The 24,987-nt window shown below is 56.1% G+C and carries 21 protein-coding genes and 1 pseudogene; 11 read left to right on the forward strand and 11 right to left on the reverse strand.

Annotated elements, in window-relative coordinates; genetic code table 11:
- Positions 1-15: 15 nt before the first annotated feature.
- Both AC1ROI_RS17710 and AC1ROI_RS17715 read right to left on the reverse strand, forming a co-directional pair.
- On the reverse strand, positions 16-753 hold the full coding sequence (locus AC1ROI_RS17710; RefSeq protein ID WP_083376085.1) for an SDR family NAD(P)-dependent oxidoreductase: 738 nt from the start codon (positions 751-753) through the stop codon (positions 16-18).
- A 50-nt stretch (positions 754-803) separates the two neighbouring features.
- Positions 804-3,041 carry a CoA transferase gene (locus AC1ROI_RS17715; protein WP_083376084.1) on the reverse strand — a complete coding sequence of 746 codons (2,238 nt, stop codon included), beginning with the start codon at positions 3,039-3,041 and terminating at the stop codon, positions 804-806.
- 193 nt (positions 3,042-3,234) lie between these two features.
- On the opposite strand from AC1ROI_RS17715, the gene AC1ROI_RS17720 reads away from it, so the two are divergent.
- Positions 3,235-3,642, forward strand: coding sequence for a VOC family protein (locus AC1ROI_RS17720; RefSeq protein ID WP_083376083.1), 408 nt, complete (start codon positions 3,235-3,237; stop codon positions 3,640-3,642).
- On the opposite strand, the gene AC1ROI_RS17725 is transcribed toward AC1ROI_RS17720, so the two are convergent.
- From AC1ROI_RS17725 to AC1ROI_RS17735, 3 genes are read right to left on the reverse strand one after another with little or no spacing between them, the layout of a single operon-like run.
- Positions 3,639-4,418: an SDR family oxidoreductase gene (locus tag AC1ROI_RS17725; protein WP_083376082.1), complete on the reverse strand. Its 780-nt coding sequence runs from the start codon at positions 4,416-4,418 to the stop codon at positions 3,639-3,641. The two genes, AC1ROI_RS17720 and AC1ROI_RS17725, sit on opposite strands and share 4 nt — an antisense overlap.
- A 24-nt stretch (positions 4,419-4,442) precedes the next feature.
- Positions 4,443-5,474 (reverse strand): oxygenase, encoded by a 1,032-nt coding sequence (locus AC1ROI_RS17730; RefSeq protein WP_083376081.1) that lies wholly within the window; start codon positions 5,472-5,474, stop codon positions 4,443-4,445.
- A gap of 17 nt (positions 5,475-5,491) precedes the next feature.
- Positions 5,492-6,433, reverse strand: a complete 942-nt coding sequence (locus AC1ROI_RS17735; protein WP_083376080.1) for a Rieske 2Fe-2S domain-containing protein — start codon at positions 6,431-6,433, stop codon at positions 5,492-5,494.
- A 321-nt stretch (positions 6,434-6,754) separates the two neighbouring features.
- On the opposite strand from AC1ROI_RS17735, the gene AC1ROI_RS17740 reads away from it, so the two are divergent.
- Genes AC1ROI_RS17740 through AC1ROI_RS17750 form a run of 3 tightly spaced genes read left to right on the forward strand, consistent with a single transcriptional unit; the run spans position 6,755 to position 9,927 of the window.
- Positions 6,755-7,234, forward strand: a complete 480-nt coding sequence (locus AC1ROI_RS17740) for a MarR family winged helix-turn-helix transcriptional regulator (protein WP_083376079.1) — start codon at positions 6,755-6,757, stop codon at positions 7,232-7,234.
- Positions 7,227-8,408: an HlyD family secretion protein gene (locus AC1ROI_RS17745; RefSeq protein WP_083376078.1), complete on the forward strand. Its 1,182-nt coding sequence runs from the start codon at positions 7,227-7,229 to the stop codon at positions 8,406-8,408. Before AC1ROI_RS17740 ends, AC1ROI_RS17745 begins: the two co-directional genes overlap by 8 nt.
- Positions 8,401-9,927, forward strand: coding sequence for a DHA2 family efflux MFS transporter permease subunit (locus tag AC1ROI_RS17750; RefSeq protein WP_083376077.1), 1,527 nt, complete (start codon positions 8,401-8,403; stop codon positions 9,925-9,927). Before AC1ROI_RS17745 ends, AC1ROI_RS17750 begins: the two co-directional genes overlap by 8 nt.
- Positions 9,928-9,933: 6 nt before the next feature.
- On the opposite strand, the gene AC1ROI_RS17755 is transcribed toward AC1ROI_RS17750, so the two are convergent.
- Together AC1ROI_RS17755 and AC1ROI_RS17760 are read right to left on the reverse strand one after the other, a co-directional pair.
- Positions 9,934-10,779, reverse strand: coding sequence for a methyl-accepting chemotaxis protein (locus AC1ROI_RS17755; protein WP_371857858.1), 846 nt, complete (start codon positions 10,777-10,779; stop codon positions 9,934-9,936).
- An 18-nt stretch (positions 10,780-10,797) separates the two neighbouring features.
- Positions 10,798-11,643: pseudogene (locus AC1ROI_RS17760) on the reverse strand (HAMP domain-containing protein); the annotation flags it as partial.
- A 595-nt stretch (positions 11,644-12,238) separates the two neighbouring features.
- On the opposite strand from AC1ROI_RS17760, the gene AC1ROI_RS17765 reads away from it, so the two are divergent.
- The 4 genes from AC1ROI_RS17765 (at position 12,239) to AC1ROI_RS17780 (ending at position 18,233) form a co-directional block, all read left to right on the forward strand.
- Positions 12,239-13,051: an abortive infection family protein gene (locus tag AC1ROI_RS17765; protein ID WP_154501346.1), complete on the forward strand. Its 813-nt coding sequence runs from the start codon at positions 12,239-12,241 to the stop codon at positions 13,049-13,051.
- Between the two features lie 29 nt (positions 13,052-13,080).
- Positions 13,081-14,793 carry a hypothetical protein gene (locus AC1ROI_RS17770; RefSeq protein WP_083376074.1) on the forward strand — a complete coding sequence of 571 codons (1,713 nt, stop codon included), beginning with the start codon at positions 13,081-13,083 and terminating at the stop codon, positions 14,791-14,793.
- A gap of 384 nt (positions 14,794-15,177) precedes the next feature.
- The gene (locus AC1ROI_RS17775; RefSeq protein WP_083376073.1) at positions 15,178-16,965 is read left to right on the forward strand and encodes an ATP-dependent nuclease; all 1,788 of its coding nucleotides are present in this window, start codon (positions 15,178-15,180) and stop codon (positions 16,963-16,965) included.
- A complete protein-coding gene (locus AC1ROI_RS17780) occupies positions 16,962-18,233 on the forward strand; it encodes an ATP-binding domain-containing protein (protein WP_102594094.1) in 1,272 nt (423 codons plus the stop codon). Before AC1ROI_RS17775 ends, AC1ROI_RS17780 begins: the two co-directional genes overlap by 4 nt.
- Before the next feature lie 205 nt (positions 18,234-18,438).
- Here the strand turns inward: AC1ROI_RS17780 and AC1ROI_RS17785 are convergent, their stop codons facing one another.
- From AC1ROI_RS17785 to AC1ROI_RS17800, 4 genes are all read right to left on the reverse strand, one after another.
- On the reverse strand, positions 18,439-18,672 hold the full coding sequence (locus tag AC1ROI_RS17785) for a BPSL0761 family protein (RefSeq protein ID WP_102594095.1): 234 nt from the start codon (positions 18,670-18,672) through the stop codon (positions 18,439-18,441).
- Positions 18,673-18,862: 190 nt separating this feature from the next.
- Complete coding sequence (locus AC1ROI_RS17790; protein ID WP_102594096.1) at positions 18,863-19,639, reverse strand: SIR2 family NAD-dependent protein deacylase; 777 nt, start codon at positions 19,637-19,639, stop codon at positions 18,863-18,865.
- 270 nt (positions 19,640-19,909) lie between these two features.
- On the reverse strand, positions 19,910-20,326 hold the full coding sequence (locus tag AC1ROI_RS17795; protein WP_083376065.1) for a hypothetical protein: 417 nt from the start codon (positions 20,324-20,326) through the stop codon (positions 19,910-19,912).
- Positions 20,327-20,764: 438 nt separating this feature from the next.
- Positions 20,765-21,445 carry a hypothetical protein gene (locus AC1ROI_RS17800; RefSeq protein WP_083376064.1) on the reverse strand — a complete coding sequence of 227 codons (681 nt, stop codon included), beginning with the start codon at positions 21,443-21,445 and terminating at the stop codon, positions 20,765-20,767.
- Between the two features lie 162 nt (positions 21,446-21,607).
- Between AC1ROI_RS17800 and AC1ROI_RS17805 the strand changes: the two genes are divergently transcribed.
- The 3 genes from AC1ROI_RS17805 to dacB all read left to right on the forward strand — a co-directional run bounded on the left by AC1ROI_RS17805 (position 21,608) and on the right by dacB (position 24,857).
- On the forward strand, positions 21,608-21,889 hold the full coding sequence (locus AC1ROI_RS17805) for a helix-turn-helix domain-containing protein (protein ID WP_020302641.1): 282 nt from the start codon (positions 21,608-21,610) through the stop codon (positions 21,887-21,889).
- A gap of 357 nt (positions 21,890-22,246) precedes the next feature.
- A complete protein-coding gene (locus AC1ROI_RS17810) occupies positions 22,247-22,591 on the forward strand; it encodes a YggL family protein (protein ID WP_007971486.1) in 345 nt (114 codons plus the stop codon).
- An 805-nt stretch (positions 22,592-23,396) separates the two neighbouring features.
- Positions 23,397-24,857 (forward strand): D-alanyl-D-alanine carboxypeptidase/D-alanyl-D-alanine endopeptidase, encoded by a 1,461-nt coding sequence (gene dacB, locus AC1ROI_RS17815; protein WP_010456483.1) that lies wholly within the window; start codon positions 23,397-23,399, stop codon positions 24,855-24,857.
- The last annotated feature ends 130 nt before the right edge of the window (positions 24,858-24,987 follow it).

Raw genomic sequence — 24,987 nt, forward strand, 5'->3', positions numbered from 1 at the left:
CCTAGCAAATAGCGATCAGGCCAGCAGCATGCCGCCGTCGACCAACAGGGTTTGGCCGAGCACATAGCTGGCCAGCGGCGAGGCGAGAAACAGGGCCACATTAGCCATGTCCTGAGGCGTGCCGAGGCGCCCTTGAGGAATGGCGCGCAGCGCACCTTCCAGGCGTTTCGGGTTGCTGGTGGTCACCCGTGTCAGCTTGGTTTCCACCAGCCCCGGGGCAATGCCATTCACCCGGATACCATCACGAGCCCAGGCTTCGGCCAAGGTGCGAGTCAGCCCGAAAGCGCCGGTTTTCGAGGCGTTGTAGGCAGGGTTGCCACGGGTAGAATGGAACGCTGCTGCCGAACTGACCGTGATCATCGACCCCTTGGCCTGCATCAGCAGCGGATGAAATTTCTGTGCACAGACCATCAGGCTGGTGAGGTTGACGTCGAGCACGTGCTTGAAGCCTTCAGTGAGGAATTCCTGCCGGTCGTAAAGCACCGTGCCTTGCGCCTGTACCAACACGTCCAGACGGGTGAATGGCACGCTGACGGCCTCGATCAATGACGCATCCGCGACGTCAACCTGGGTGTAGTGCAAACCTTCAAGATTAGAATCCGCCGAATTTTGATAGGCCGCCGCCGAGGCTCGCGTGCCCCAGACATGCACCTCGGCGCCCCGCTGGCGAAAGTTCTGCGCAATGCCATTGCCGATGCCACTGGAACCGCCGATGACCAGCACGGTTTTACCGCTGAAATCCAACTCGTCCATGGGTAATCCTTGTGCTTGTCGATGAATGCTGCCGGGCACCAGGCCCACGATTACAGTGCCACCAGACCAACCGACGCCAATCGTTCGAGTTCGCTGCCGGTAAAGCCGAGGCCTTCCAGAACTTGCCGGGTATGTTGGCCGAGGGCGGGGGGCGGTCGCTGCAGCGATAACGGCAAGTTGCCGAAATCCCAGAACGCGCCGATCTGTTGCAGGTCGCCGTAAACAGCATGCGAGTAATGAGCGTGCAGACCCGCGGCGGCGTGTTCGGGGCTGTCGAGAAAGGCATCCATCTGCGCTTCCAGCACTGCCTGCGCCGGCACCTGGGCTGCGGCCAATGAGGCGAGCGCCGCTTGCCGGGTGTGATTGGCAAACCAGGTTTCGGGCTGATCACCCACCAACGATTCGAAACGTTGCACCTCATCCGGTCGCAGCGCTGCCACCACCAGCCAGGCATCGCTACACCGATACAAACGATGGGCATCACTCAGACCGGTCTGTTGCGCGTCCATGTGGTCGATTGGCGTAAGACTGCCGTCCTCCAGCACCACCGCCTCGCTCATCGACAGCATCGTGGCGCCCAGCAATGACGAACTGACCATTTGCCCGACGCCACTGCGATTGCGCTCATACAACCCCAGGAGCAAGGCATAGAGCGAGGACAGACCGGCAAAAAAATCACCCACGCCGAAGCGTAGCCACATTGGCGCCTGGCCCTCACCGCCCTGCTCGACTTCCCAGCCGCAAGAGGCCTGCATCAGTTGGTCAAAGCCCGGCCAATCCGCGCGCGGGCCGGTCGGTCCGTAGGCACTGACATGGCAATACACCAACCGAGGGTTCAGCGCTTTCAGGCTTTCGTAATCAACCTTGAGTTTGCGTGCCGCCGGCAGACGCATGTTGTGATGCACCACATCGGCCCAACGGGCCAACGCTTCTACGGCCGGTTCGGTTTGCTGATCGCCCAGTTGCAGTGCCACGCCCAACTTGCCACGCTGGGTACCGCTGAAAATCCGCTCCAGGCGGCGCATGGCATCGCCTTTGGGCGCTTCGATTTTGATCACGTCCGCACCCAGGTCCGCCAGCAACATGCAGGCAAACGGTCCGGCAAGATAGGCGCCCAGATCCAGCACTTTCAGACCGTGCAGCGGCGGCAAGGGCGCCGGGCTCGATCCCGGCACTTGCGAAGAGTTCACAGCATCGGCGCCTGGCAATCCGGCGTTCCCCTCACCTGCCACTGGTGCACTACCGCCAACTCGTGCGGGTGGCTGCACCTGCCAGGCCGGGCCTGGTTGCAGGGTCCTGCCCAATTGCACGTCGTCGACTTCAACCACATAGCCATTCAGGCGTGTTTGCTCGTCGAAGTAGATATCACCGAACGCAGCGGCAATTTGCGCAGCAACATCGTGCTGCCAGAAATGTTCGACCCAGTCCTGCGCCGGTCGTGTAGCAATAATTGCCTTGTTGGCGCCGAAGTTAGGCGCCACATGACTGGGTGGCCACAGCGCATTCAAGCGAGCCACTTCGACTTCCCCCAACTCACTGAGCGCCGCGGCCATCCACGGTGATTTATCCGGCGAATAATGCACATGCAACCAGCGGCCATCGGCGCATTGGTGCAACGGAATCGGAATGTGTTTATCCAGGCCCTTGGCAAAGGCCGGGGTTGGCGTTTGCGCGCGGTTCCAATGCATGGTCATGGGTACAAGGGCTGCCTGAGCCAGGCTCGTATGCGCAATGCCGCCGAAGCCATCACGGTCGCGCGCCAGCAACCGCGCCATGACCGCGACCACACACAGCCAGCTCGCCAGCCAATTGGCGAACGGCATGCGGATGAAGGCCGGACCGGGTCGATGCGCGGGTTGCTCGTCCAACAGGCCCAGGCGCGCCAGGATCAATGTTTCCCGAGGCAGGGCATTCGCCAGCGCATGCCGTTGCGGCCAGCCGCTGACCGCCGAGATCACCAATCGAGGGAAGTCTGCGCAGAGCTGCGCGTCAGCCAGGCCATGCGCGTTTGCCACCTCAGGCGTGAAGTCGTGCAGCAGCACATCGGCATCCGCCAGCAGGGATTGCAACTGCTGGCGATCTGCGGCGTTTTCCAGGCTGAGGATGACACTTCGTTTGCCACGGTTAAGCACAGCAAACAGCGCCTGTTTGTCTCTGGTGTGGTTGGTGGGTGGCTCGATCATCACCACTTCGGCACCCGCTTCGCACAGTTGCAAGCCAGCGCTGGAACCGGCAATGCCGGAACACAGACTGATGACGCGAATACCTTCGAGGATTGCCTGGCTCATTCAGCACCTGCCTTGTTCTGCGCTTAGCGTTTTGCAGCAGAGCTGCAGAACGAATCCATGGCGTTACCCTAAGTCATCAAAGCGAAATTCCATAGATAGATTAGTATTCCGAATATAGAATCATAAACATGAATATGAACAACAAATAACAATTCGTCTAAATATCACTAAAAAGCCGATCAGGGGAGTTGCGATGATTCTGCGCATGGACCACTTCACCATCGTCTCCGACCAACTGGAGGCGACACGGGATTTCTATATTGGAATACTGGGGTTGGTGGAGGGGCCGCGCCCGCCTTTCCCGGTTCCCGGATTCTGGCTGTACGCCGAGGGTCAGCCCGTTCTGCATGTGGTGGGCGTATCACAAATGCCGGAGCCGCGACGTGGCGTGCTCGACCATATGGCCTTTCACGCCCGGGGCTTGCAGAGGATGTGGACGCACCTAGATGAGCTCGGCGTGCGCTTCAAGGTGATCCGTGCTCCCGGCGCCGAGCGCACGTGGCAGCTGTTCATGCAGGACCCCAATGGGGTTGAAGTAGAGCTGGACTTCGACGCCAGCGAAGTACCGCCCGCCGATTGGAAAGATCGCCGGGGCGGCTAAATCAATCCGGCGTAACTGCCGCCGTCGATCTGCAGATTTTGCCCGGTGATGTAGCCAGCCTGTGCCGAACAGAGGAATGCGCAGGCGGCGGCCAATTCGCTCGGCTGGCCAAATCGTCGTGCGGCGATCGGCTTGAGCATTTCCACCCGCGCCTCTTCAACACTGAGCTGACGATGCTTGGCCAACTGTTCGGTCATGAAGCGCAGGCGATCGGTTTCAATACGTTCCGGCAGCAGATTGTTGATGGTCACATTGTCCCGCGCCACCTCGACCGACAGGGCTTTGCAAAACGCAGTCAGCCCCGCACGCGCCGCCGTGGACAAACCCAAGGGCAAGCGTGGCGACTTGACCATCGCCGAGGTGATATTGACGATGCGGCCAAAACCTCGCGCACGCATACCGCCGACCACCGCCTGAATCAGCAGGATGCCCGAGAGCATGTTGGCCTCAATCGCGGCCAGCCAGGCCGCGTGATCCCAATCCTCCAGGCGACCAGGCGCGGGTCCACCGTTGTTGGTCACCAGAATGTCGACTACCGGGCACGCGGCCAACAATGTCGCCCGCCCGGCAGAGGTGGAAAGATCCGCCACTACCGTGCGGGGCAGCCGGCCAGTGTGGAGAAAAATTTCCTGCGCGGTTTGCGCCAGGGCATCGGCATCGCGGCCGTTGATCAGGACCTCGCAACCCTCTTGCGCCAATGCCAGCGCACAGGCTTTGCCAAGCCCTCGTGAGGACGCGCATACCACCGCCATGCGCCCGCCAATGCCCAGATCCATAGCCGTACTCCTTGTGTGATGCCGTCAATCGTTCATGCCCAACAAGGCACTGATATCGCGCCCGGGTTCAGCGTCGCTGCCGTAGACGAATTGGCCGGTGCGCTGGCGCTCGACCAATTGCTCCATCTGGTAGCGATAACGAGTTCCCGGGGTATCGAAACGTGAATGCAGGTCACGTCGCTCATCGGTCTCGAAATAGCGCTGATTCTGTGGACGCACCACCGAGTTGTCCTGGGGCTGGATGATGTAGTTGATGCGCGGCATCACGTAGCGAAACGGGGACGGCGCTGCGGTGGTATTGAAAGTGACGTCACAGCGCGAGCGATGCTTGCCCACCGGCGAGAACGGTTGCAGGTTAGGCACGTCATAACCGGGACGAAATCGCGGGTAGGAGATGCATACATTACTGCGCAAATGGATGTGCAACACCGCGCGAAAATCCTGGTATTTGGCGCGCACTCCGCCCACCCAACGCATGATCGGTGCCACTGATTTTTGTGCGACGGTGCGGGTGCGGGTCACCGTTTCAGAGGTCCATTGCACCTCGACCTCATCCGACTCACTGATGCCGTCGCCGATGGTATTGGCGTGCAGGAAATCGGCGTGGGTCAGGTCAATCAGGTTTTCGACCGAGAGCGCCGAAGTTGCATCAAACCGCACGGTACGCTGGGTGTAGCCGGGAAGGCTGCCGTCTCGCGGTAGAAACGGGATGTGCGGCAGCAACAGCGCATCGGCAGCCTCCGGATTGCCGTACCAGACCCAGATATAGCCGTAGCGTTCCACCAGCGGATAAAACCCGCTGCCGCCGGTGAATTCCGTAAGCACGCGCGTATTTTCACGCAGGCGATAGGGATGAAATTCGGCAGCTATCGGCCGCCCGTTCTCCCGCCACAGGTAATAGGGCTGGGCATGAATGATCCGGCGGATTGGCTGTGCACTAAGGTCACGACTGTGGGATACCGGAAACCAGGTGTCACGCAGGTCGTAGTTGATCGGTGTCCAGTCACCCCGCACTTTGCGCGACGGAGTTTCGGTAGAGTAAGGCACGGCATGCATAGTTAGTTCTCCTGTGCTCAGACGACCGCGCTTGCGGGAATCAAATGCGGCTGGCGCAAGGCTCGCAGGTCGCGGGATGGGGCTTGCAGCAGGGCCGCGACGGCTACGCCGTCAATCAGGTTTTTCACCTGGAACGGCGCCTGTTTGCGCGCGCGGGCAAAACGCCAACGCAACGGTGCACGGGCCGGCACCTGCTCATGCACAAAACCACGCCAGCATAGGCTGGTGGTGCCACGGCGGTTAGCCCCGGTTGCGATCACCAGGGTAATGAGCGGCAACTCTTCTTCGTTGAGCAAATCCACCCGAATACTGCCGCCGCTCAGGGGTACGGCGGTGCGCACAATCAAAGGGTAATCCACTACAAACTGCGACGGCAGAAATTGTGTGGACCATACCGCGCCGCGCTCCAACACTACGCGCCCCTGCTCGCTGCGCAGATCGCCAAGGAAGAAATCGGTGAACCGCACATGGGTAAAGCCGAGCAAGCATTCCGGGCCGTCGAGCATCGCCGCCAGATACTGATCGTGACTCATGTTGACGATGGTGGAACCGGTAAATTCGCGACCGCTTGGCTGGTAATCGTTGCTGGGCAGCTCCCCTTGCGGTGCGCCCTCTCCCAACCACACATGGACGAAACCATTGGCTTCGCTCACTTGGAAAGCCCGTGCGGCATAACGCGGCGGCACGCGTTCATCATCGTGCAGGTTGGGAATTTTTGTACAACCGCCACTGGCACCATCAAAGGTCCAGCCGTGGTAACCACATTGCAAACCAGACTCGACCACTCGTCCCAGCGCCAACGGCACACGCCGATGTGGACAACGGTCTTCCAGAGCAAACGCCTGCCCGGCTGCGTTGCGGAACAGGACCAGTTCCTCGCCACCAAAGGCCACGGCCAATGGCTTTTGATCATTCACAGCCTCGGAAAGCGCCATGGCCCACCAGCCAGGGGTTGTCATCGGTTTGCCTCATTGTTGTTGTGTTTTTTGGGCAGTTGTTTGTCATGCAAGCAACGCCAACGGTAGCGCCACAACGCTGTGATGGCAACCATAAAATAAACAGTTAAACATTTTATGTTCATCATCGCAGAACCGTATTAACAGCCCAGAAAACACTCAAAACGCTACAAACAAATGAATATGGAGCCAGATAAATCAATTTACCCACATAAATATGAACATTATTTAATTTTATGCACATTTATTTCTTGAAAAGGTTCGACAGAAAACCTATAAGCCTGATCACCATGAGCATGCTCATTTACTTCAGGTGCGCTGACGATGACCCAATCCACCCTCGGTTTTGTCCTCCATGACGTTGCCCGCTTGATGCGTAAACGCTTCGAACAATGGGCCCGCGCAGCCGGACTCACGCGCTCTCAATGGCAAGTTCTGGCGAAACTGTCCACGCATGAGGGCATTCATCAGAAAGGCCTGGCCGACTTGCTGGAAATCGAGTCGGTCACGCTGGTGCGCTTGCTGGACAAAATGCAGGAGCGCGGTTTGATCGAACGTCGCAACCACCCCACCGACCGCCGTTTTTCCTTGTTATTTCTCACCCCGCAAGCCCACCCGCTGCTGCAATTCATGCGCACCATTGGCGAGCAGACCCGAGTGGAAACCATGGCCGATTTTTCCTCTCAGGAGCACGATCAATTGCTGCAGTACCTCGACCGCATGCGTGAACATTTGCTGACGGCTTGCTGTCAGCCGGTGGATGAGTTCGCTGACCTCGAGGCGGGCGAGGTGACCCATGGCTGAGTCCACAGTGCAGCGCCATGCGGTACGGGCAGAAACCCGACCACTCGACCCACTGGCGAAACCCGAAGCACAGACGCCTGAAGCTCCAGCTCTTGATCGTCATGGGCCAGAAACCTCCGGCGCGGCACGGCAACGCTGGCGCGTCGGCCTGTTTTTGCTGGCGCCGATCATCGTCGTGGCCTGTGGCGCCTGGTATGTGTTGGGTGGCCAAGTGGTCAGTACCGACAACGCCTACGTTCAGGCCGAACGGGTGGGCGTTTCGACCGATGTGGCCGGGATCGTGGCGGCCATTGAGGTCAGCGACAACCAAGTCGTGAGCAAGGGCCAAGTGTTGTTTCGCTTGAAGCCAGAACCCTTTGAAATCGCCTTGGCCAGTGCCCGCGCGCAACTGGAAAGCGCGCGTAACCAGATCCTTTACCTCAAGGCCAGCTACAACCAGTCACTGGCCGAAATCGCCCAGGCTGAAGCACGCCTGCCCTACTACCAGACCAATCTTCAACGCCTGGAAAAGCTGGTCAGTGTTGCCGCCGTATCAAAAACAATCTACGACGATGCCCGTCAGGACCTCGACAATACCCGTCAACAGGTTGCGGTAGCCAAGGCCCTGGCTGCGACGGCTCTGGCCCAACTGGGTGGAAGGCTGGACAGGCCTCTGGAGCAACACCCCGCCTACCTGCAAGCACAATCGGCACTGAATGAGGCCGAACGTAACCTGCGCAACTCCGTGGTGACCGCTGCGTTCGACGGCGTAGTCACCAACGTTGACTCGTTACAAGTGGGCGCTTACCTGCAACCACCGCAATCGGGCTTCAGTCTGGTATCCAGCGAACACTTATGGGTTGCCACCTCGCCAAAAGAAACCGAACTGACCCATGCTCATCCCGGCCAAGGTGCAACCATCGAAGTAGACACCTACCCCGGAGTCACGTGGCATGGCACCGTCGAAAGCATCAGCCCGGCGTCAAGCTCCAGCTTCTCGCTACTGCCGGCGCAGAACACAACCGGCAACTGGGTGAAGGTCGTGCAGCGTATTCCGGTGCGGATCCGGATTGACGACGCGGCGGGAAAACCTGCGTTGCGCCACGGCATGAGTGCCGTGGTAGAGATCGACACCGGCACCGCCCGCGGCCTGCCGAAACCATTGGCCGACTTGCTCGCCCGCCATCATGAGTGAAGTGACCGGGCCTCTGCCGCCTTCGCCGCTGCGCGTATTGATCACACTTTGCGTGGTGCTGGCAGTGGTGATGCAAGCCCTGGACACCACCATCGCCAACGTCGCCCTGCCCTATATGCAAGGCAGCGTGTCGGCCAGTGCCGATCAGATTAACTGGGTGCTGACCTCCTACATCGTCGCCACCGCCATCATGACCCCGCCTTCGGCATTCCTGGCCAGACGCTTTGGTCGCAAGCGCGTCTTGCTGTGGTCGATCTTTGGTTTTGTACTGGCGTCAGTGCTCTGCGGCGTCGCCCGTTCCCTGGAGGAGATCATCCTGTTTCGTCTGCTGCAGGGGCTGGCCGGTGCGGCGTTAGTGCCGCTGTCGCAAGGCATACTGCTGGACATTTACCCGCTCAAAGACCGAGGCGCGGCAGTGGCCTTGTTCGGAGTATCGGTCATGGTCGGTCCCGTGCTGGGTCCGATGCTCGGCGGCTGGCTGACGGAACATCTCAGCTGGCGTTGGGTGTTCTTCATCAACTTGCCTATCGGGTTGCTCGCCTTTATTGGCATGATGCGTTTCATCCAGGAAACCCCGGTCGACAAAACCGCACGCCTGGACTGGCTGGGCTTTGGTTCTCTCAGCGTGGCTATCCTGTCGTTTCAATTGTTTCTCGACCGCGGGGAACAACTGGGCTGGTTCGACTCAGGGGAAATAATCCTGGAGGCGCTGGTGGCCGCCATCGCTTCGTACATTTTCATCGTCCACACGTTTACCCACGACAAGCCCTTTATCAGCTTGAAACTGTTCAAGGACCGCAATTACTCGGTGTCTGTCGTGTTTATCTTCATCATCGGCATTACGTATCTGGCGTCACTGGCATTGATGACACCCTACCTGCAAACCTTGATGGGCTACCCGGTGCTCACCGCCGGACTGGTGATGGGTCCGCGGGGCCTGGGTACGATGCTCAGCATGTTCCTGGCCGGGAAAATCATGGGCAAGATGGATATCCGCTGGATCTTGTTTTGCGGCCTGGCGCTGTCTGCCTGGTCGATGTACATGATGACCGGCTGGACCCCGGCAGTGTCCATCGACACCATCATCTACGTCGGCTTTATCCAGGGCGCGAGCCTCGGCCTGTTATTCGTTCCCCTGACCACCATTGCCTTCACCACCTTGCCCCCACAATTGCGCGGCGAAGCCACCGGCCTCTACAACCTTTCACGCAATGTTGGCTCCAGCGTCGGCATCTCGATAGTGACGGTACTGCTGGCGCAAAACACCCAAATCAACCATGCCGAAATCGGTGCCTATGTGACGCCGTTCAACCACCTGCTCAATGTCTGGCCCGCCAGCAGCCAGCTCAATCCAGCAAGCGCCGCCGGCCGCGCAGCGCTCGACAGCATGGTCACCGTACAGGCCAGTTGGGTCGCTTATCTGGATGACTTCAAGCTCTTGATGCTGTTGTCCATCGCGATCATGCCGCTGTTGCTGATCTTCAGAACGCCGAAGCTTCAAGCCAGCAAACCCTCATAATCGCCGTCAGACTTCGAAGCGAAAACGTCCCACCGCCAGATTCAGCTCATCGGACAGCTCGCGCAAAGACACCACGGCGCCGGACACCTGATGGGTGATTGCATCGCCCTCGCCGGCCATCCGCGCAATGTGCTCGACGTTGGCGACGATGCCCCGCCCGCCTTCGCTTTGCACGCTCACCGCATCGGCAATTCTGTCCACCCCGCGCGTTGAGTCGCCGACCAGTTCCGTCGCCTGTTGCAGGGTACTTTCCAATTCACTCAGCAGCCGGCCGCTGTCGTCCAATGCCACCGTACCGGCACGCAGGGCTTCGTCAACAACCCCGGACTGACTCTCCAATTTCACCGTCAACTGGTTGATCGAGTTTGCTGCCAGCGCAGAGCGTTGCGCCAGGTTGCGCACCTCGTCGGCGACCACGCTGAAGCCGCGCCCGCTCTCGCCGGCCCGCGCCGCCTCGATCGCTGCGTTGAGCGCCAACATGCTGGTCTGCGCGGAGAGGTCCTTGACCTGGCCGATGCTGGCGGTGATCGCCGTAGTGCTCTCGACGAAATCGCCCACCGAGCCGCGGATAGCCGAGAATGCATGCCGCACGCTGTCGATTTTCTCGAGCAGTCGCGCGAGCGCCAAATGCCCGTCCTGCGCACCGCGCAAGCTGGCTTCGGCGCAACTGCGCAGGCTCTCGGCATGACTGGAGATAGCCGCAATCCCGTCGCTCATCTTCTCAATGGTCGTCGACACTGCGCCCACCGCACCGGCCTGTGCCGTAGAGCTTTGCGCCACACGCGCCGAAGCGCCCACTAACTCCTCCGCGGAAAAGCCGACCGATGCCGCGACGCCAGCCACCTTGCGCATGGCCTGCTGGAAGCTATCAATGAGTTCGTTGAATGCCAGCGCAGTGTGACCAACCTCATCTCGCCCCATGACCCGCACCCGTCGGGTCAGATCGCCATCGCGCATGTCGATCGACGCTTGCTCGATTTCCCGGATGGGCCGAATGATCTGCGCACGCAACAGTAGACTCACCAACACCGCCAGTACGCTGCCACCCAGCAAGACCACAACGAGCATCCGTGAGACCTGCCGTTGGGTGGCGCCCGCCTCGGCGAATGCCCCGGAGGTCAGCTCCGCCTGCAGGCCCAACAGACGGTTGAATTGACCTTGTAGACCATTGTTGTCAGCGCGTACCCGCCCCAACAGCGATGCCGCCTGGATCTGGTCATTTATGGCAGTGCGCTTGAAATCGGCAAGGCCCTCACCGACTACGGCGGCCTGTTCCTGTACGGCTTGGTAGAGCGCTTTCTCCTCGTCACCCAAACGGGTTTCAAGGGCTACCTTGTCTAGCCCTGCGCGCATGTCGTCGACACTGGCCTGCATATCTTCAAGATACGACTCAAGGTCCTCCGCGGACGCTCGCCCATTAGATTCGAGGATGCGTGCGCCGGCGGCATAAGCGCCGACCATCGCTGCCTGCGATGCCGCAGCGGTTTCCAGTACTTGGCGGTACTGCTGAAAACGCAACTGGTCGATCTCCTCGATCACCGCTTGTTGCTTGGCCAGCCCGCGGTAGGCCAGCACCGAGACGACCAGTAGAGCGAGCACAAATAAACCGGGAAGCACAAGGAGCTTGGCGCCGATTGAGAAGCCTTTCAAGAATGACATCGTGGGTACCATTTTTGTTTTTATAGGGCATGAATGGGCAGGCGACTCACCCTGCATAATTCTTTATACAGTATTTGATTCTGCTGTAAGAATTTTTAATCAATAATTCCCCGCCAAGGTTTCTTGGTATTTTTTATGAAATTGAGAACGCCAGTCCCGCTATCAGGTACCGAGGCTTCGTTGGAGCACAATGGCTACATGGAAGGCGCACTGGATGCAGCTCAGGTGGTGATTAACAGCCTGCATCAGATTGAAGACAGGAACTGGTGAGCTAGTTGGCGACGCCTAAAAACCATGCTCGACGTGTCGCTTCTGAGGCTTTAGAAGCCCTTCGTGAAAGGCGGTGATCAGTCAAAAACAGATGCTTTCTGTTCCCTCCCCATATGGCTGGAAAATGATCTAAAGATGATGAGACGTCACCGACAGACCGCTGGACCTCCTTTCGGCCTACTTCGGAAAAAAACAAGCCAACGGTTGACGACGATGAGCAGGTGATGGCCATACGACAGCCTTAGTGTCTATGATTCCATAATTTGAGCGGCCTCGAGGTGTCGTAGTGATAGGGAATATCTTCAGCGTTTTTTCTCGACGAAGGGAAAACCAGATTAAGCCGAAAAAACAGCTCACTCAGCAGTTCCGGCAAAGGACGTTCATGCTCATTCGGGACGTTGGTCCGGGCATGGTCGAAACCCTAGAGTTTCTTCATGACCGGCTTTCCTACCTGCTCGGACGCCAAAAACTCTCTGAAAAGAACAATCTTTCCTACGCCGATGACGCTTTCGAGTTTCTGCATACCTGCAGCGACCCCCACTTCCTTGATGCCATTGAATACCTAGTCCATAAGGAAGGATGGCATTACTTAGGCGGTCACCACGAGCCAGTGATTGATCGTTTGAACGAATTTTTGAGCATTGATGATCTTCCCTACTTCGTTACCAAACCGGTATGGGAAACCCGGGAACAAATGTACCGAGGCGCCCTTACGCAGTTCACCGGAATCCGTGAACAGGCGAAGGTCATTCCAAAGGAAAGCCAAGCTATACACGAGACGGCTATCGAGCCCGCTCTGAAGCTATTGCGTCAGCCTGCATTCCTCAATGCGAACTCCGAATTCATGGCAGCTCTGGAAGACTTTCGGCATGGAAAATTCGGCGACTGCGTCACCAAGTGCAACAGCAGCTACGAAAGCGTCATGAAGGTGATCTGCGGACAGAAAGGCTTCGGGTATGCCCAAGGAGACACAACCTCAAAACTCATTCGAACCATCATGCAGAAAACTGAGATGGATACCTTCTGGGAGCAGCCACTGATGACCGTCGGCACGCTTCGCAACAAACTGAGCACTTCGCATGGTGCGGGTGAGGTGCAGAAGGTAGTGCCCGAGCACGTGGCGAAGTACACGCTGAATATGACGGCATCTGCGATCATTTTTTTGCACGATCAGGCTTACCGGGCCAACCCCTGAACTCTTCAATTAGGCTTGCGGGAGTGGAAATGCGTCGTTTCGATACCAAACCTCTGATTGCATTGGCGACGGCTCCAGAGGACCAAGGTGACCCTTGGTACAACAGTGCCGAGCAAGCTGTGCAGTACATGACAGCAAATTCGGAATCAGACGAGATTGTGATTTACGTTAGCGCCCCTTTCCTTCTCATCGTCGGGGCACTCGCACCGACCGCTAATGTCACTCCCCCCGATGGGGACGCGCTTCAAAATCTCTCACTGTTTACCGATGTTACCTGGTGCATCCAGAGGTCCTGGTGTTCCGCGGAAGGACATCGTGTCTACATTGAGGCACCCTTTCCAGAGGACAGCGGGTCTGCTTTAGCAGGCGGTGAACCTCTGGTCATTCGGCGACGTCTTGAGGGGGTTCATACCGGGCCAACACCGATCGAAATTAGCCAAAAGCTCGTACATTGCCTCGACATTCATTATGTGAATGAACGAAAGGCATATTGCCGCCTGAATGATAATGGCGACATCGAAGATGTCATCAGAATCCTGACTCTCCAAATTCCCGACCAGGTGGAGGACCGGGAAGTTGTCACGATCCTTCGTAAGGACTTGGACAATTACATGGCCCTAGCAGACATGGCGTTGGTCATGAAATTTGATTTTACTCGTTACGTGACGGGTAGTTTCAACGGCTGGCAGGGCGCTACTCGATACAACCGAGACGAGCCAGACCTGTTTTACCATGGTGGATCGACCGGGAAGGCGAGCTTCGCGCATGGAGCCATGGTGGTTAGGACTAAGGCCACGGTTGAAGAACAAGAAGAGGCGTGGCGCAAAGATTTCGACGGTGATCCAGATCGTGAGTACGTGGTCTTCAAAATCTATGACCGTAAGAATGACCTCCAGGTCGAGGCCTCTTGCAGCCCCGAGCACATCGTCAGCTATTTTGAGGACAGCGATCTTCCCTGGCAGATATCTCCCGCTTTTTTCAGGGTTGAGGTTCTTAATCGCTTCAAGGGCGATCCTGAGAAGTACACGCTAGAAGACCGGAGCATTTCGTGCAGAGGGACTTGGTACCTTAAATCTTACGATATAAATGAGGCCGGCCAGGTTCATGCGTACATCTGGGATCTATCGAAGCTCCCTTACGATGAACAACTGTACTGGAAAGCCTTCAACGAATGGCCTAAGGCTCCCATCTCCGAGCGGGCGCATCGAACGGACATCGAGGGCGACTGGTACACCGAATATCACCCATTGGATGCACTCAAGCACAAGATCCGAACACTCGACAAGAAAAAGCCTGCCTGGTGGAACCCTCGCGGTGAGGAACTGATCGATAGCGTACTTGCTCCAGCCACAGACTCGCCTAAGGAATGGGGTGACGAAATCATGGCTCTCGATCAATGTCTGTTAGAAGGCTTTCTCGACAAGCCCCTGCGCAAGGTGGCTGAAACTAAAGGCCGCGTCCTGGAGCCAACCTGGCGCTCGCTCAAGTTGTTGTACGAAATTCTTGTGGGAAGCTCAATCAGCGCAGAGGACGCTAAGCAAATCTTGGCGCCGATGAGAAAGCTCCATGAGCTTCGTAATGAGATCCGGGGACATGCAACCAACGAAAAGAAAGCTGTCGCTATTCGGGAAGCCCGCACCACCCATGGAAATTTCCGCACCCACTTCTTCCACCTGGCCGAAGGTTGTGACCATACCCTTGTTGCTGTGTTAAGAGCTCTCGAAATTGATATCGACGAATGAGCAAGGGAATAGTCTCAACAGCTCGCGCCAGCTAGCTGTTGAGGGAAGTCACTAGCAATCCACTACGCTATCCGTTTAGCTGTTGTGAGCATTCAGAAAGAGTCGGCCTAGCAGTGTCGTAAAGCGACTTCAGCCACCACAATGCTGGTGTGTGCTATCACAAACACAGATAACGCTCCTGCGAAAAGACTCATGGTCTGCGCCAGCTCAGGTTTGGACTGAACGTCGCTCTTGCCGCGCACAACGCTTTTTCCTATTCCAAATGATGGAGAAATCATACGGCGCAAACAGCGGGTGGCAAGGGAAGCAATCTAGACTCATACGTGCTGAAGATGATGCTCACCCTAATTCGGTAATCAGGCCCGCCCAAAAAAAGGATTTTGAATGAAAGTCGCAGTATTGGAGATCCAAAACTTCCGTGGAATTCGTCAAGGCAGGATTCAGTTTAAGCAACATCCTGTCCTAATTGGAGCGAACAATACCGGCAAAACCACTGTCATCGAAGCTTTGACATTGCTATTCGGGCGCGAGCGTATGGTGCGAGAGTTAACGGAGCATGATTTCTACGGATCGGATCCACAGCCGGCAGACCGAATTAAACTCGTAGGGACTGTCACCGGTTTTGCATCTCAGGACCCAGTTGACCACATGGAGTGGTTCCGAGACGGTCGAGGGGTCCCGAAATGGCTTGACGAAAGCACTGGCGAAGTGAGCCCAGTACGAACTGCACGAGCAACGCAGTTGTGCTGCCAGATCGGCGCACAAGCCTATTTTGATCAAGATTCGCTTTCGGTTGAGATGGTCAGATACTTTCATGACCATGATCATCCAATAGATCCATTTGCAGACGATGCTCCGGTCGGGGTGCCCTCGAAACTCATCAAGGAGATGGGGTTTTACCTTGTTAGGGCTAGTCGAACTTGGGACAAGGTATTTTCTTGGGGAAGTGAACTATTCCGGCGCACACTGCAGGCAGCTGCTGCGCAGCCTTCATCTGCAATAATCGCGGAGAGGGATCGCCTTAGAAGACCAGGATCGCCCATCGAAGAAGATGAGCAGATTAGCGCGTTGATCAGTAACGTAAATACTGAACTCTCGAAATGCATACCCAACGCACCTGCAGTACAGCTAAGGGTCACCAGCACTGATAGCCGTTCGTTGCTGGATTCGGTGGCAGCACACTTTGCAGTTGGAGATGGCTTGGGTGTTCCCGCAGCCAGGCAAGGAAGTGGTTTGATATCGCTGCAAGGCCTACTCTTGCTACTGGAACTAGGCAGAGGTCGGGCAGAAGCTGGCGAAGGGTTTTTGATGGCTCTGGAGGAGCCTGAGCTGCACCTCCCGCCTGCAGGCCAGCAACAGCTTGTCCAACGAGTGCAGGCTTTATCTACTCAAACGTTCATCACCACCCACTCACCAATGATTGCAGCGGTGTCCGATCCGACATCTGTCTTGATTCTACGAAACGAAAATGGCCAGCTGTCGGCGCTACCGTTTTTGCCTGAGCGGCTACCGCCGCAAGCGCAAAATTGGCAGCGCAGATTCTTTCAGCAAAGCCGTGTAGACGTGCTCTCTGCGCTCATGCATCCGTGCGTCCTGGTTCCTGAGGGACGCGCAGATTTCCAACTTTTGAAGACAGTGCTTCGCCCTCTGATGCTGACGGAAGGTTGGTCCTCCAGCATGGATGCTATGTTCGGTCTGCAGGTTGGCGTGGTACCTACCGAGGACGCAAAAGTAGTCGAAATCTATGAGCTATTGTCTCGCTCGCACAATCGTGTCTGCTGCCTAGTAGACGGGGACGGCGACGGCCAACGATATACAGTAGGTTTGCAGGCAAGTGCGTCCCCTCCGCCAGTAATAATTCGGTGGAAAGAGAACGAGATGATCGAGGACGTCATCGGCTGGATTCTGCGAGCCGATGACGAACATATTCTTTTGGCTCTACGCGACATCCCCAACGAGCCGCCGGCCGATGTTGACGATATTGTGGCTCACTTGAAACTCAAGAAAATGGACGTGATCTGCTACGAAGCGGTGGCGGACGCGATCGTAAACTCTGAGCTATGTCGAAGGAGAGCTTCCGACCTATTTAGTGCTTTAGCACATACCTGTTCTGCTGTCCCTAATCAGCATTTTGCCAGAGCCGCCGATGGTGCGTGGGTGTTCCACGAATGAACATAAGATCATTTTCAGGAGCCGCCGGCTGTGGAAAGACGTACCAGCTAATGGCTACGCTTTCCGCACATTTGGAAGATCGGCCGTTGCAAGACGGCCAGAAAGTCCTTGCCCTCACATTCATGCATGGGTCTAGGCGACGTCTTGATGACCGACTCGCAGGAATTGCCAGACTCAATTGCCGCTATGACTGCACTACGCTTGATAGCTTCGCCTGGCGGATTGTTTGTAGGTGGAGAGCTCTACTAGCCCATCTGGGGGAGGAGTTTCCAGATGTAGGAGCCTATGAACGAGTCTGCGAATTAGCGTCGACTCTGATCGCACGAGACGAAGTTGCTCGCTGGGTAGCAGCGACGTTTCCGGTGGTTGTGGTGGACGAAGCACAGGATCTAACGCCGAGCCGTCTAGCCATCGTCCAAAGTCTAGCGCCGCACGTAGCGCTGCTTGTTGCATCGGACGAATTTCAGTGTCTTGTGGAAGAGTTGCGCCCGAATGCGGCGTGCGAATGGCTTGCAGCTGTGGGGAATGAAGTGGTGTTGGAGCAGGCGCAGCGAACAAACGACCGGTACCTGCTCGCAGCCGCCAGAGCGGTTCGATCCGGGCAGGCTCCGTTAAGCGCGGGCAATTTCAAAGTGGTAGCCACTCCGAATGCGGGAATGGCAGGTACTTGGATTTCTAACGCTATCAGCTGGAATAGAGCGGGAAACAGAGTCGCTATCATAACCCCGACAATGGGTACGTTTGCTAATCAAGTTCGCCAATGGGTGGAGTCTCGGACGACTAGCAGACAGAATGGTCCCCACCGTGTGAGCTTAGAACAACCAGAATCAGTACGTTCTAGAGCGCTTATCGATACGCTCGCTTTACCTGCCCAAGCTAGCTTGGCCGAAGCCCGAGCATTGATTGCAGATCAACCTCGTAGTATCAAACTAGACTTCATAAACCTGCTTGATAGGCAGCGAAGGACCAAAGGTCAGGCGATTTTTTCACGTGAAGAGATGGAATCGGCGATTCTCCAGGTTTTCTCAAATCAACGACGGTTTGTTGGGAACGACGGGGCTGGGGTTCGCCTTTTGACCATTCATGGCGCCAAAAATCGAGAATTTGATTTAGTCCTCGTCCTTTGGCCTGCGGCCATAAGTGGAGATGAGATGCAGAAGCGGCGATTGCTCTACAATGCGATCACACGCGCTAAGAGTCAGTGTTTGGTGTTAGTCCAGAGAGCCCAAGCAATGTCCCTACCGCCATTCACGTACCCAGCACAATAGTATCTTGAAGTCCTTGGCTTAATTGGACAGCCTTATGCTGACTTGGGATTGTCACTCATGAGCCTTAAACCAGTCGTCGATCATTCCTTTTAACCGATCACCGAAGAAGCTCGGGAAGTGACCGCCATCGGGAATACCTGGAACATTTTATGCTCCAGGCATATTTGCAACTAATCGGAAGTCGTAGCCAGCTGGCTTCGCATACCTACCAGTCTTCAGTTGAAGAGCAAAAAACGGGGCCAAATGTACCTACCCCTATTTTTTTCGCTTGCTCTTCAATTCGACCAGCCTGCAGCACATCGTGCTTAGTGGGAAAGTGGCGTAAAAGGAAATGAGCGTTTTGTCTAATGCGCTCGGGCACTTCTGTGTCGCGAGCAAGTTCCGTCAGGAAAGCATGAGTTTGTGCGACGGACCTGCTCCGTTCAAATGGCATCGTCATTTAAGGCTCCACGCGTTGAGGTCGTCAGTCCAACACAAGACGACCAGGTTCAGTCACCTATAATCGCTCTATAATCGCTCTATAATTCCCTATAAACCTGCGTCGTAAGCGGCCACCAAAACATCCTTCTGACGCCTGAAGGGGCTAATGGACAGACCAGGAACACGTGTTCGAAACGCGGCTTCAAAGCTCAAGCTTCCTGGCCCCCCCCCGTCTCTATCCTTTCGAGCAGCATCGACAGTACTTCAGCGGCAGCCCCCATCAGCATGAACTCCCTCGGTTCACCCATTGCAACGTCGACCTTGTTCACATGAATGACCGAAGCTCCCGACGCCAACGCAAGATCGGGAAGGCCTGCGGCAGGCATGACGATTCCGGAGGTGCCGACTGAGACCAGCAGATCGCAATCCTTCACCAACTGCACTGCAGTTTTCCAAGCCTGAGCTGGTAAATCCTCTCCGTACCAGACCACTGCAGGACGCAGTTTCCCGTTACACCGCTGACATCTAGGAGGGTCGATCAGAGCGCCTTCATCCGGCACTACTGATTGACTGGGTGACACAACCGCTGGCCGATGGCAGGCGAAGCACTTGGGCATTGCCAAACTGCCATGCAAATGCACCACATTTAGCGAGCCTGCTCGCTCATGGAGATCATCAATATTTTGAGTGATAACAGACACTTGGCGTTCTGAATTAATCATGCGCGGTATCACAAGATGTGCAGCATTGGGCTTTGCTTGAGCAACACGGAGACGCCGCCACAGATACCATCCCCATACCAACGCTGGGTTTTCCCGAAAGGCCTTGGCCGTATCTAAGTCCCTCGGATCGTATCCTGCCCAGATTCCAGAAAGTTTTTCGCGGTACGTGGGAATGCCGCTATCCGCGGAGATGCCAGCGCCGGTGAAAAAGACCACCTTCCTGGCCTTCTGCAGTGCGTCTACAGCTTGCTCTATGGCAGTCATGGCGCCAACCTTCCCGCTTTACACTTCAAGGAGCTGCGGCTGATCATAATTGATGCGTATCGTACGCAGCGCCCTGGTGGTGATCGACCGAGATGGAGAATTCATCAAGATGACCCTCGCGGTAATGATGATGCCGGAGTGAGGATCGGAAGCGACCTGTGCCTCTCCACAAAACGCCACAATGGGTGCGTGACTTACTCATTCAAAACAGCCTGAAACGAGAGTTCATCGTCTATCGATCTGTATATGTCACTGTCAATACTGCGAATTCTATGGTTTTCGACGGCGATTGCCACTAGACGGGCGATCTGTACCTACTCCCGCCAGCGGGCCGGGTGGCTCCAGGCTTCCATCACGATGGCGCAGGTTATTGACCAGCCTCTCATCCAGAGCGCCGAACCCCAAAGTGACTTTCTCTGCCTCTGGCTCAACGTCATCCGTGTTCGACGCTGAGTAGCCAGGGCTGAGCAAATAATGCGAAAGCAGTTTGTGATGGGGATACCGATTCTCAAAAAGCTTTAACAACCCCTTGAAAACTTCTTCCCCTGCCGGAGTTCCGGCAACCCGTCGAATTACGAATTCGGCGATGGCCAAACGCACTTCGATCTCACTCGCATTGAGTGGAAGCTCCTCTGAGGTTTCTTCAAACCACTGGTAGGTCCCGAACTTTAAAGGCTGATCAGTCATCTTGCGGTACCCGTCAGGAATGGAGCTCAGTGATTCACCGGACCGCTCACAAATTCCGGCCAACACCTTTACAGTTGACGTGGCGCCCTTTCAGGCAGTAATAAGCTCCAAAATACTGCAGCCTCATGCAAATGACATCAGCGGAATTCTTGTGCGCGCGCAAGTTGTTGCTGACCTCAATGCATCTTTCCGACGCCCTTGGATTGGGCCCCAGCAGTCACATGACGTGCTCCCGTTGTGCCCGAGGACTCAGCGCTGTATCTAATTCATGGTGCGCTCGTCCTTGGCCTCAGCTCCGCTCTTACCCAAAAAGGGCTGCAAAGACGTCTTCGGGAAAAGTGCTCACTGTAAGGGGAGTCGTGCTACCCCAGAGCGTGCGTTCATGTTTGAAGCGTTCTAGTGCGCATCAAAACGTGCAGTCGTGCTTAGCTCATGGGTCTAAAGGGGCTCGTTTTCGTCACCATAATAGCCCTCGCCTTTCGCACGCTCATTCTTCCAATACTGGATAAGCTGATCGATGCTTTCACTATTATGGGTTTCGAGTTCCCAAAAATCGGATTGCCGCCAATCATCGAAAGTCTGCTCCTGTAGTGCGGTCGCAACCTCCTGACAAGGCATCTGAGGGTCAATAAACTCCTCATAACCCCGGCCGCTAGCAAGCCATTCGTTAGGGCTGTACCCCTTGGGCAGATTGCAAAAGCGCCACCATCCGCGGTATGTCTCGGCAGTTCGACGAATGCAATCAGCGCGAAAATCCTTCTCATTCTTTTCCAACCAAATGCCCTTTTCGATCATGGAGTCGCGGTTGGCATCGCGGTCCACGAAAAAAATTTCGTGCATTTGAGGATCATGTTTAGCCCATTCATAGAACTCGCAGTCGATTCCTGACTGTCCCCACCGCAAAACCGTGCGAACCACTGCTGCCTTTGTAGAGCTAAACACCCATTCATACTCGCGTAAAAAGGTCGGATTGCTGAAGCTTTTCCCCTCACAGGCGTAGAGAAATCTGTGCCGATGGTTACTCCAAAATGCATCCAGCTCATCCAGCGTTCGCAAGCGGACAAAAAAAGTACTGTCTTCAAGCAACGTGCGCTCCGGCAAATCGATGCAGACGGGCATGCATGATGATTTCGTTTCCATAGACGTATAAATCTCGCAGTCTCTGTAGAAAATAACGCCCAGCCCGGTCAAAAAACACCATAAGACGCCAAATTATACTGTGAAGAGTATAGAACAAAATTGCTTTGACCGGCCTTATCGTTCCTTTTGCGAGAAGTACTTATGCGATTGGAACTCAAGCGGGCTATTGGTACCTCCATCAAGTCATTTCGACTTAAGAGAGACATTCCCCAGGAAAGCTTAGGTCCAAGCCAGCCCTACATAAGCAACCTCGAAGCAGGAAGAGGTAGTGCTTCAATTGACAAAATCGAGCAGATGGCAGATGTGCTCGGGGTTCATCCAATGAGCATAATCTTCGCCGGCTATCTCACTTCAAACGAGCATGCCAACAAGGATCATTTGTTTGAAAGGATTCGAATGGAGCTAGCTGAAATAGGGTTCTAACTGATTTCAGCTATGCGGTACCGCTGAAAATGATAGGAGGGGCCGCCCACCGTACAAAACGCAGAATTGAGTATTCTCCCCGCATCCCCTGCGGGAGCTAATTCGATTGCACCCACTGAATCATCTGGACTGAGCTGAGTTGCGCTTTCATAGCTCACTTCGAAAACCGTTGCCAACGCGGTCTTTGCGCAGGTGACCATGAGCATCTGCGGCGACGGCAACTGGCCATCCTCTAAAATTGGGAAGCTTAAATTCGATGGAGCAACTGCTTCGCTTGGCCAGCGCCTCACTCAATCAGGCAGAGGTGCCGCTTAGCTGGTAAGATGCGCGGCGTTATTACTTAAGAGGATTGTTTCAATGGCCACTAACCGTTCCCAGCGTCTGCGCAAAAAGCTCTGTGTAGACGAGTTCCAGGAATTGGGCTTCGAGCTGAACCTGGACTTCAAGGAAGATTTGGCTGACGAGGCAATCGATGCATTCCTCGACGCGTTCCTGAAAGAAGCCATGGAAGCTAACGGTCTGGGCTATGTTGGCGGCGACGACTACGGTCTGGTTTGCCTACAGAAGCGTGGTTCGGTCAGCGCCGAACAACGCGCTGCCGTTGAAGCCTGGCTCAAAGGCCGCACCGAGCTGACCAGCGTTGAAGTCAGCCCGCTGCTGGACGTGTGGTACCCGGAAAAGCCGATCAATCCGGTAGCTTGATGTTCAAAGGGTCATCCATCGTGATGGCCCTTTTTGTTTCTGAAGATAAGAACTCTAATCGTCAATTTAAGTCCCCCCGAACTCTCTCCCCTATTCGCCCCCCCTTACTGTCCGTGATCAAGCACGAGGACGATCCTATTCTTCTCACAGCATGCCTGGCATTTACCGCTTCTCCATTACCGCCCCACATCTGAAACCCTGCATTTAGTATCCGGGGGTCGCCCCCTATCGGCTTGATGACTCCATTCACTATCAAATTCGGAGAAATCGCGGCAAATCTCAATTAGCTTTCGAGCATCTTCCATCTCCTCAAATTGAGGTAAACGGATGGCGGGAGGGCTGCAGGTTGGAATGTTGCGGTGGTGATAGGACTACCGTGGCACACCCCCGAAGGAGTGATCGGCTGAAAGCGGCTTGATGCTTGAAGGGAGAGCGGAAGAGCGGGGGATTCAGAGAAAAAAGTGACAAAGCGTTTTTGACAACATTCGAACTATTTTTTGCTAATCAGCAAAACTTGAAATTCATCGACGCACAGTTTTTTGCGCAGACGCTGGGAACGGTTAGTCGCCATTGGAACAATCCTCATAAGTAATAACGGGCGGCACTTTAGCAGTTTAAGCCGCTAATTGCCCGACTCTCTGGGGCGCGTCGCTGACCGTCGGTAAAAAAATTGCGGATTAGAAGGCCACGGCAAGGCACAAGCCGTTGCACCTTGGGGCATAATGCCGACACTTTCATGACCACTGAGGGAATTTATCTTCATGCCCTCGCCTTTTTTCCCCTCGAATGCAGGGTTCAATTTCACATGATCAAATCTTTGCGTCCCTTGTTACTGGCCGGTTTCCTTCTTCCTCTGGCCTTCTCCGTTTCCGCCGCCACCATCAACACCGGTCTGTCACCCAACGTAGAAAAGGCCCTGAAGGCCAGCAAGCTTCCGGACAACGCCCTGTCGCTGGTGATGATCCCGCTGAACGGTCCTGGTACACCGACCATTTACAACGCTGACGTTTCGGTCAACCCGGCTTCGACCATGAAGCTGGTAACCACCTATGCGGCGCTGGAAATGCTCGGCCCGAACCATCAGTGGAAAACCGAGTTCTACACCGACGGCACCCTCAGCGGCGGCATCCTCAACGGCAACCTCTACCTCAAGGGTGGCGGCGATCCGAAACTGAACATGGAAAAGCTCTGGCTGCTGATGCGTGATTTGCGCGCCAACGGCGTGACGCAAATCACCGGCGACCTGGTGTTGGATCGTGGCTTCTTCGTGCAACCGCAACTGCCGGAATTCAACGACGATGGCAATGACGACAACAAGCCGTTCCTGGTCAAGCCTGATTCGCTGATGGTCAACCTCAAGGCCTTGCGCTTCGTGGCACGCAACGACAATGGCCGGGTCCTGGTGTCGGTGGAACCGCCGATTGCCAGCATCAAAGTTGAAAACCAGGTCAAAGCAGTCAATTCCAAGCAATGTACCGGTGGCGTGCGTTACAACCCGGTGACCCAGGCCGATGGCAGCGTGACTGTGACGGTCGGCGGTCAGTTGGGCGAAGGCTGCAGCTCGCAGACTTATCTGTCGCTGCTTGACCACGCCACCTATACCGCGGGTGCCGTGCGGGCGATCTGGAAAGAACTGGGTGGCAGCATCCAGGGCAGGGACCGTCTGGCGCCAACGCCGAGCAACGCCAAGGTGCTGGCCCGGGCCTACTCGCCGGATCTGGCGGAAATCATTCGCGACATCAACAAATACAGCAACAACACCATGGCTCAGCAGTTGTTCCTGAGCCTGGGCCAGAAATTCCGCACCGACGCCGACGGTGACGACGCCAGGGCTGCCCAGCGTGTGGTGCGTCAGTGGCTGGCGAAGAAAGGCATCACCGCGCCGCACCTGGTGATGGAGAACGGCTCCGGCCTGTCTCGCGCCGAACGCGTGAGCGCTCGTGAAATGGCGGCGATGCTGCAAGCTGCGTGGCGCAGTCCCTACTCCGCCGAGTTCATCAGCTCGATGCCGATTGCTGGCACCGACGGCACCATGCGTAAACGCCTGAAAACCACGGCAATGCGCGGCGAAGCTCACGTCAAGACCGGCACCCTGAACACCGTGCGCGCGATCTCCGGTTACAGCCGTGACGTCAACGGCAACACCTGGGCGGTGGTGGCGATCCTCAACGACAAGGCCCCGTTTGGCGCATCGTCGGTGCTGGATCAGGTGCTGCTGGACCTGTATCGCCAGCCGAAAGTGCCGGAAACGGCTTCGGTGCTCTGACCCGATCTACACGACACCACAGATCCAATGCAGGAACGAGCCTGCTCGCGATGACGGCGGCACATCCAGCAATGATGTGACTGACAGACCGCCATCGCGAGCAGGCTCACGCCCACAGGGGTCAGCATGA

This window comes from Pseudomonas sp. GW823-FHT02C02 (assembly GCF_058797635.1).

Bases quoted from the DNA above. Each gene is read 5' to 3' on its own strand.
- AC1ROI_RS17710 (WP_083376085.1), bottom strand. From the start codon at position 753: ATGGACGAGTTGGATTTCAGCGGTAAAACCGTGCTGGTCATCGGCGGT.
- AC1ROI_RS17715 (WP_083376084.1), bottom strand. From the start codon at position 3,041: ATGAGCCAGGCAATCCTCGAAGGTATTCGCGTCATCAGTCTGTGTTCC.
- AC1ROI_RS17720 (WP_083376083.1), top strand. From the start codon at position 3,235: ATGATTCTGCGCATGGACCACTTCACCATCGTCTCCGACCAACTGGAG.
- AC1ROI_RS17725 (WP_083376082.1), bottom strand. From the start codon at position 4,418: ATGGATCTGGGCATTGGCGGGCGCATGGCGGTGGTATGCGCGTCCTCA.
- AC1ROI_RS17730 (WP_083376081.1), bottom strand. From the start codon at position 5,474: ATGCATGCCGTGCCTTACTCTACCGAAACTCCGTCGCGCAAAGTGCGG.
- AC1ROI_RS17735 (WP_083376080.1), bottom strand. From the start codon at position 6,433: ATGACAACCCCTGGCTGGTGGGCCATGGCGCTTTCCGAGGCTGTGAAT.
- AC1ROI_RS17740 (WP_083376079.1), top strand. From the start codon at position 6,755: ATGACCCAATCCACCCTCGGTTTTGTCCTCCATGACGTTGCCCGCTTG.
- AC1ROI_RS17745 (WP_083376078.1), top strand. From the start codon at position 7,227: ATGGCTGAGTCCACAGTGCAGCGCCATGCGGTACGGGCAGAAACCCGA.
- AC1ROI_RS17750 (WP_083376077.1), top strand. From the start codon at position 8,401: ATGAGTGAAGTGACCGGGCCTCTGCCGCCTTCGCCGCTGCGCGTATTG.
- AC1ROI_RS17755 (WP_371857858.1), bottom strand. From the start codon at position 10,779: ATGCGCAAGGTGGCTGGCGTCGCGGCATCGGTCGGCTTTTCCGCGGAG.
- AC1ROI_RS17765 (WP_154501346.1), top strand. From the start codon at position 12,239: ATGCTCATTCGGGACGTTGGTCCGGGCATGGTCGAAACCCTAGAGTTT.
- AC1ROI_RS17770 (WP_083376074.1), top strand. From the start codon at position 13,081: ATGCGTCGTTTCGATACCAAACCTCTGATTGCATTGGCGACGGCTCCA.
- AC1ROI_RS17775 (WP_083376073.1), top strand. From the start codon at position 15,178: ATGAAAGTCGCAGTATTGGAGATCCAAAACTTCCGTGGAATTCGTCAA.
- AC1ROI_RS17780 (WP_102594094.1), top strand. From the start codon at position 16,962: ATGAACATAAGATCATTTTCAGGAGCCGCCGGCTGTGGAAAGACGTAC.
- AC1ROI_RS17785 (WP_102594095.1), bottom strand. From the start codon at position 18,672: ATGACGATGCCATTTGAACGGAGCAGGTCCGTCGCACAAACTCATGCT.
- AC1ROI_RS17790 (WP_102594096.1), bottom strand. From the start codon at position 19,639: ATGACTGCCATAGAGCAAGCTGTAGACGCACTGCAGAAGGCCAGGAAG.
- AC1ROI_RS17795 (WP_083376065.1), bottom strand. From the start codon at position 20,326: ATGACTGATCAGCCTTTAAAGTTCGGGACCTACCAGTGGTTTGAAGAA.
- AC1ROI_RS17800 (WP_083376064.1), bottom strand. From the start codon at position 21,445: ATGCCCGTCTGCATCGATTTGCCGGAGCGCACGTTGCTTGAAGACAGT.
- AC1ROI_RS17805 (WP_020302641.1), top strand. From the start codon at position 21,608: ATGCGATTGGAACTCAAGCGGGCTATTGGTACCTCCATCAAGTCATTT.
- AC1ROI_RS17810 (WP_007971486.1), top strand. From the start codon at position 22,247: ATGGCCACTAACCGTTCCCAGCGTCTGCGCAAAAAGCTCTGTGTAGAC.
- dacB (WP_010456483.1), top strand. From the start codon at position 23,397: ATGATCAAATCTTTGCGTCCCTTGTTACTGGCCGGTTTCCTTCTTCCT.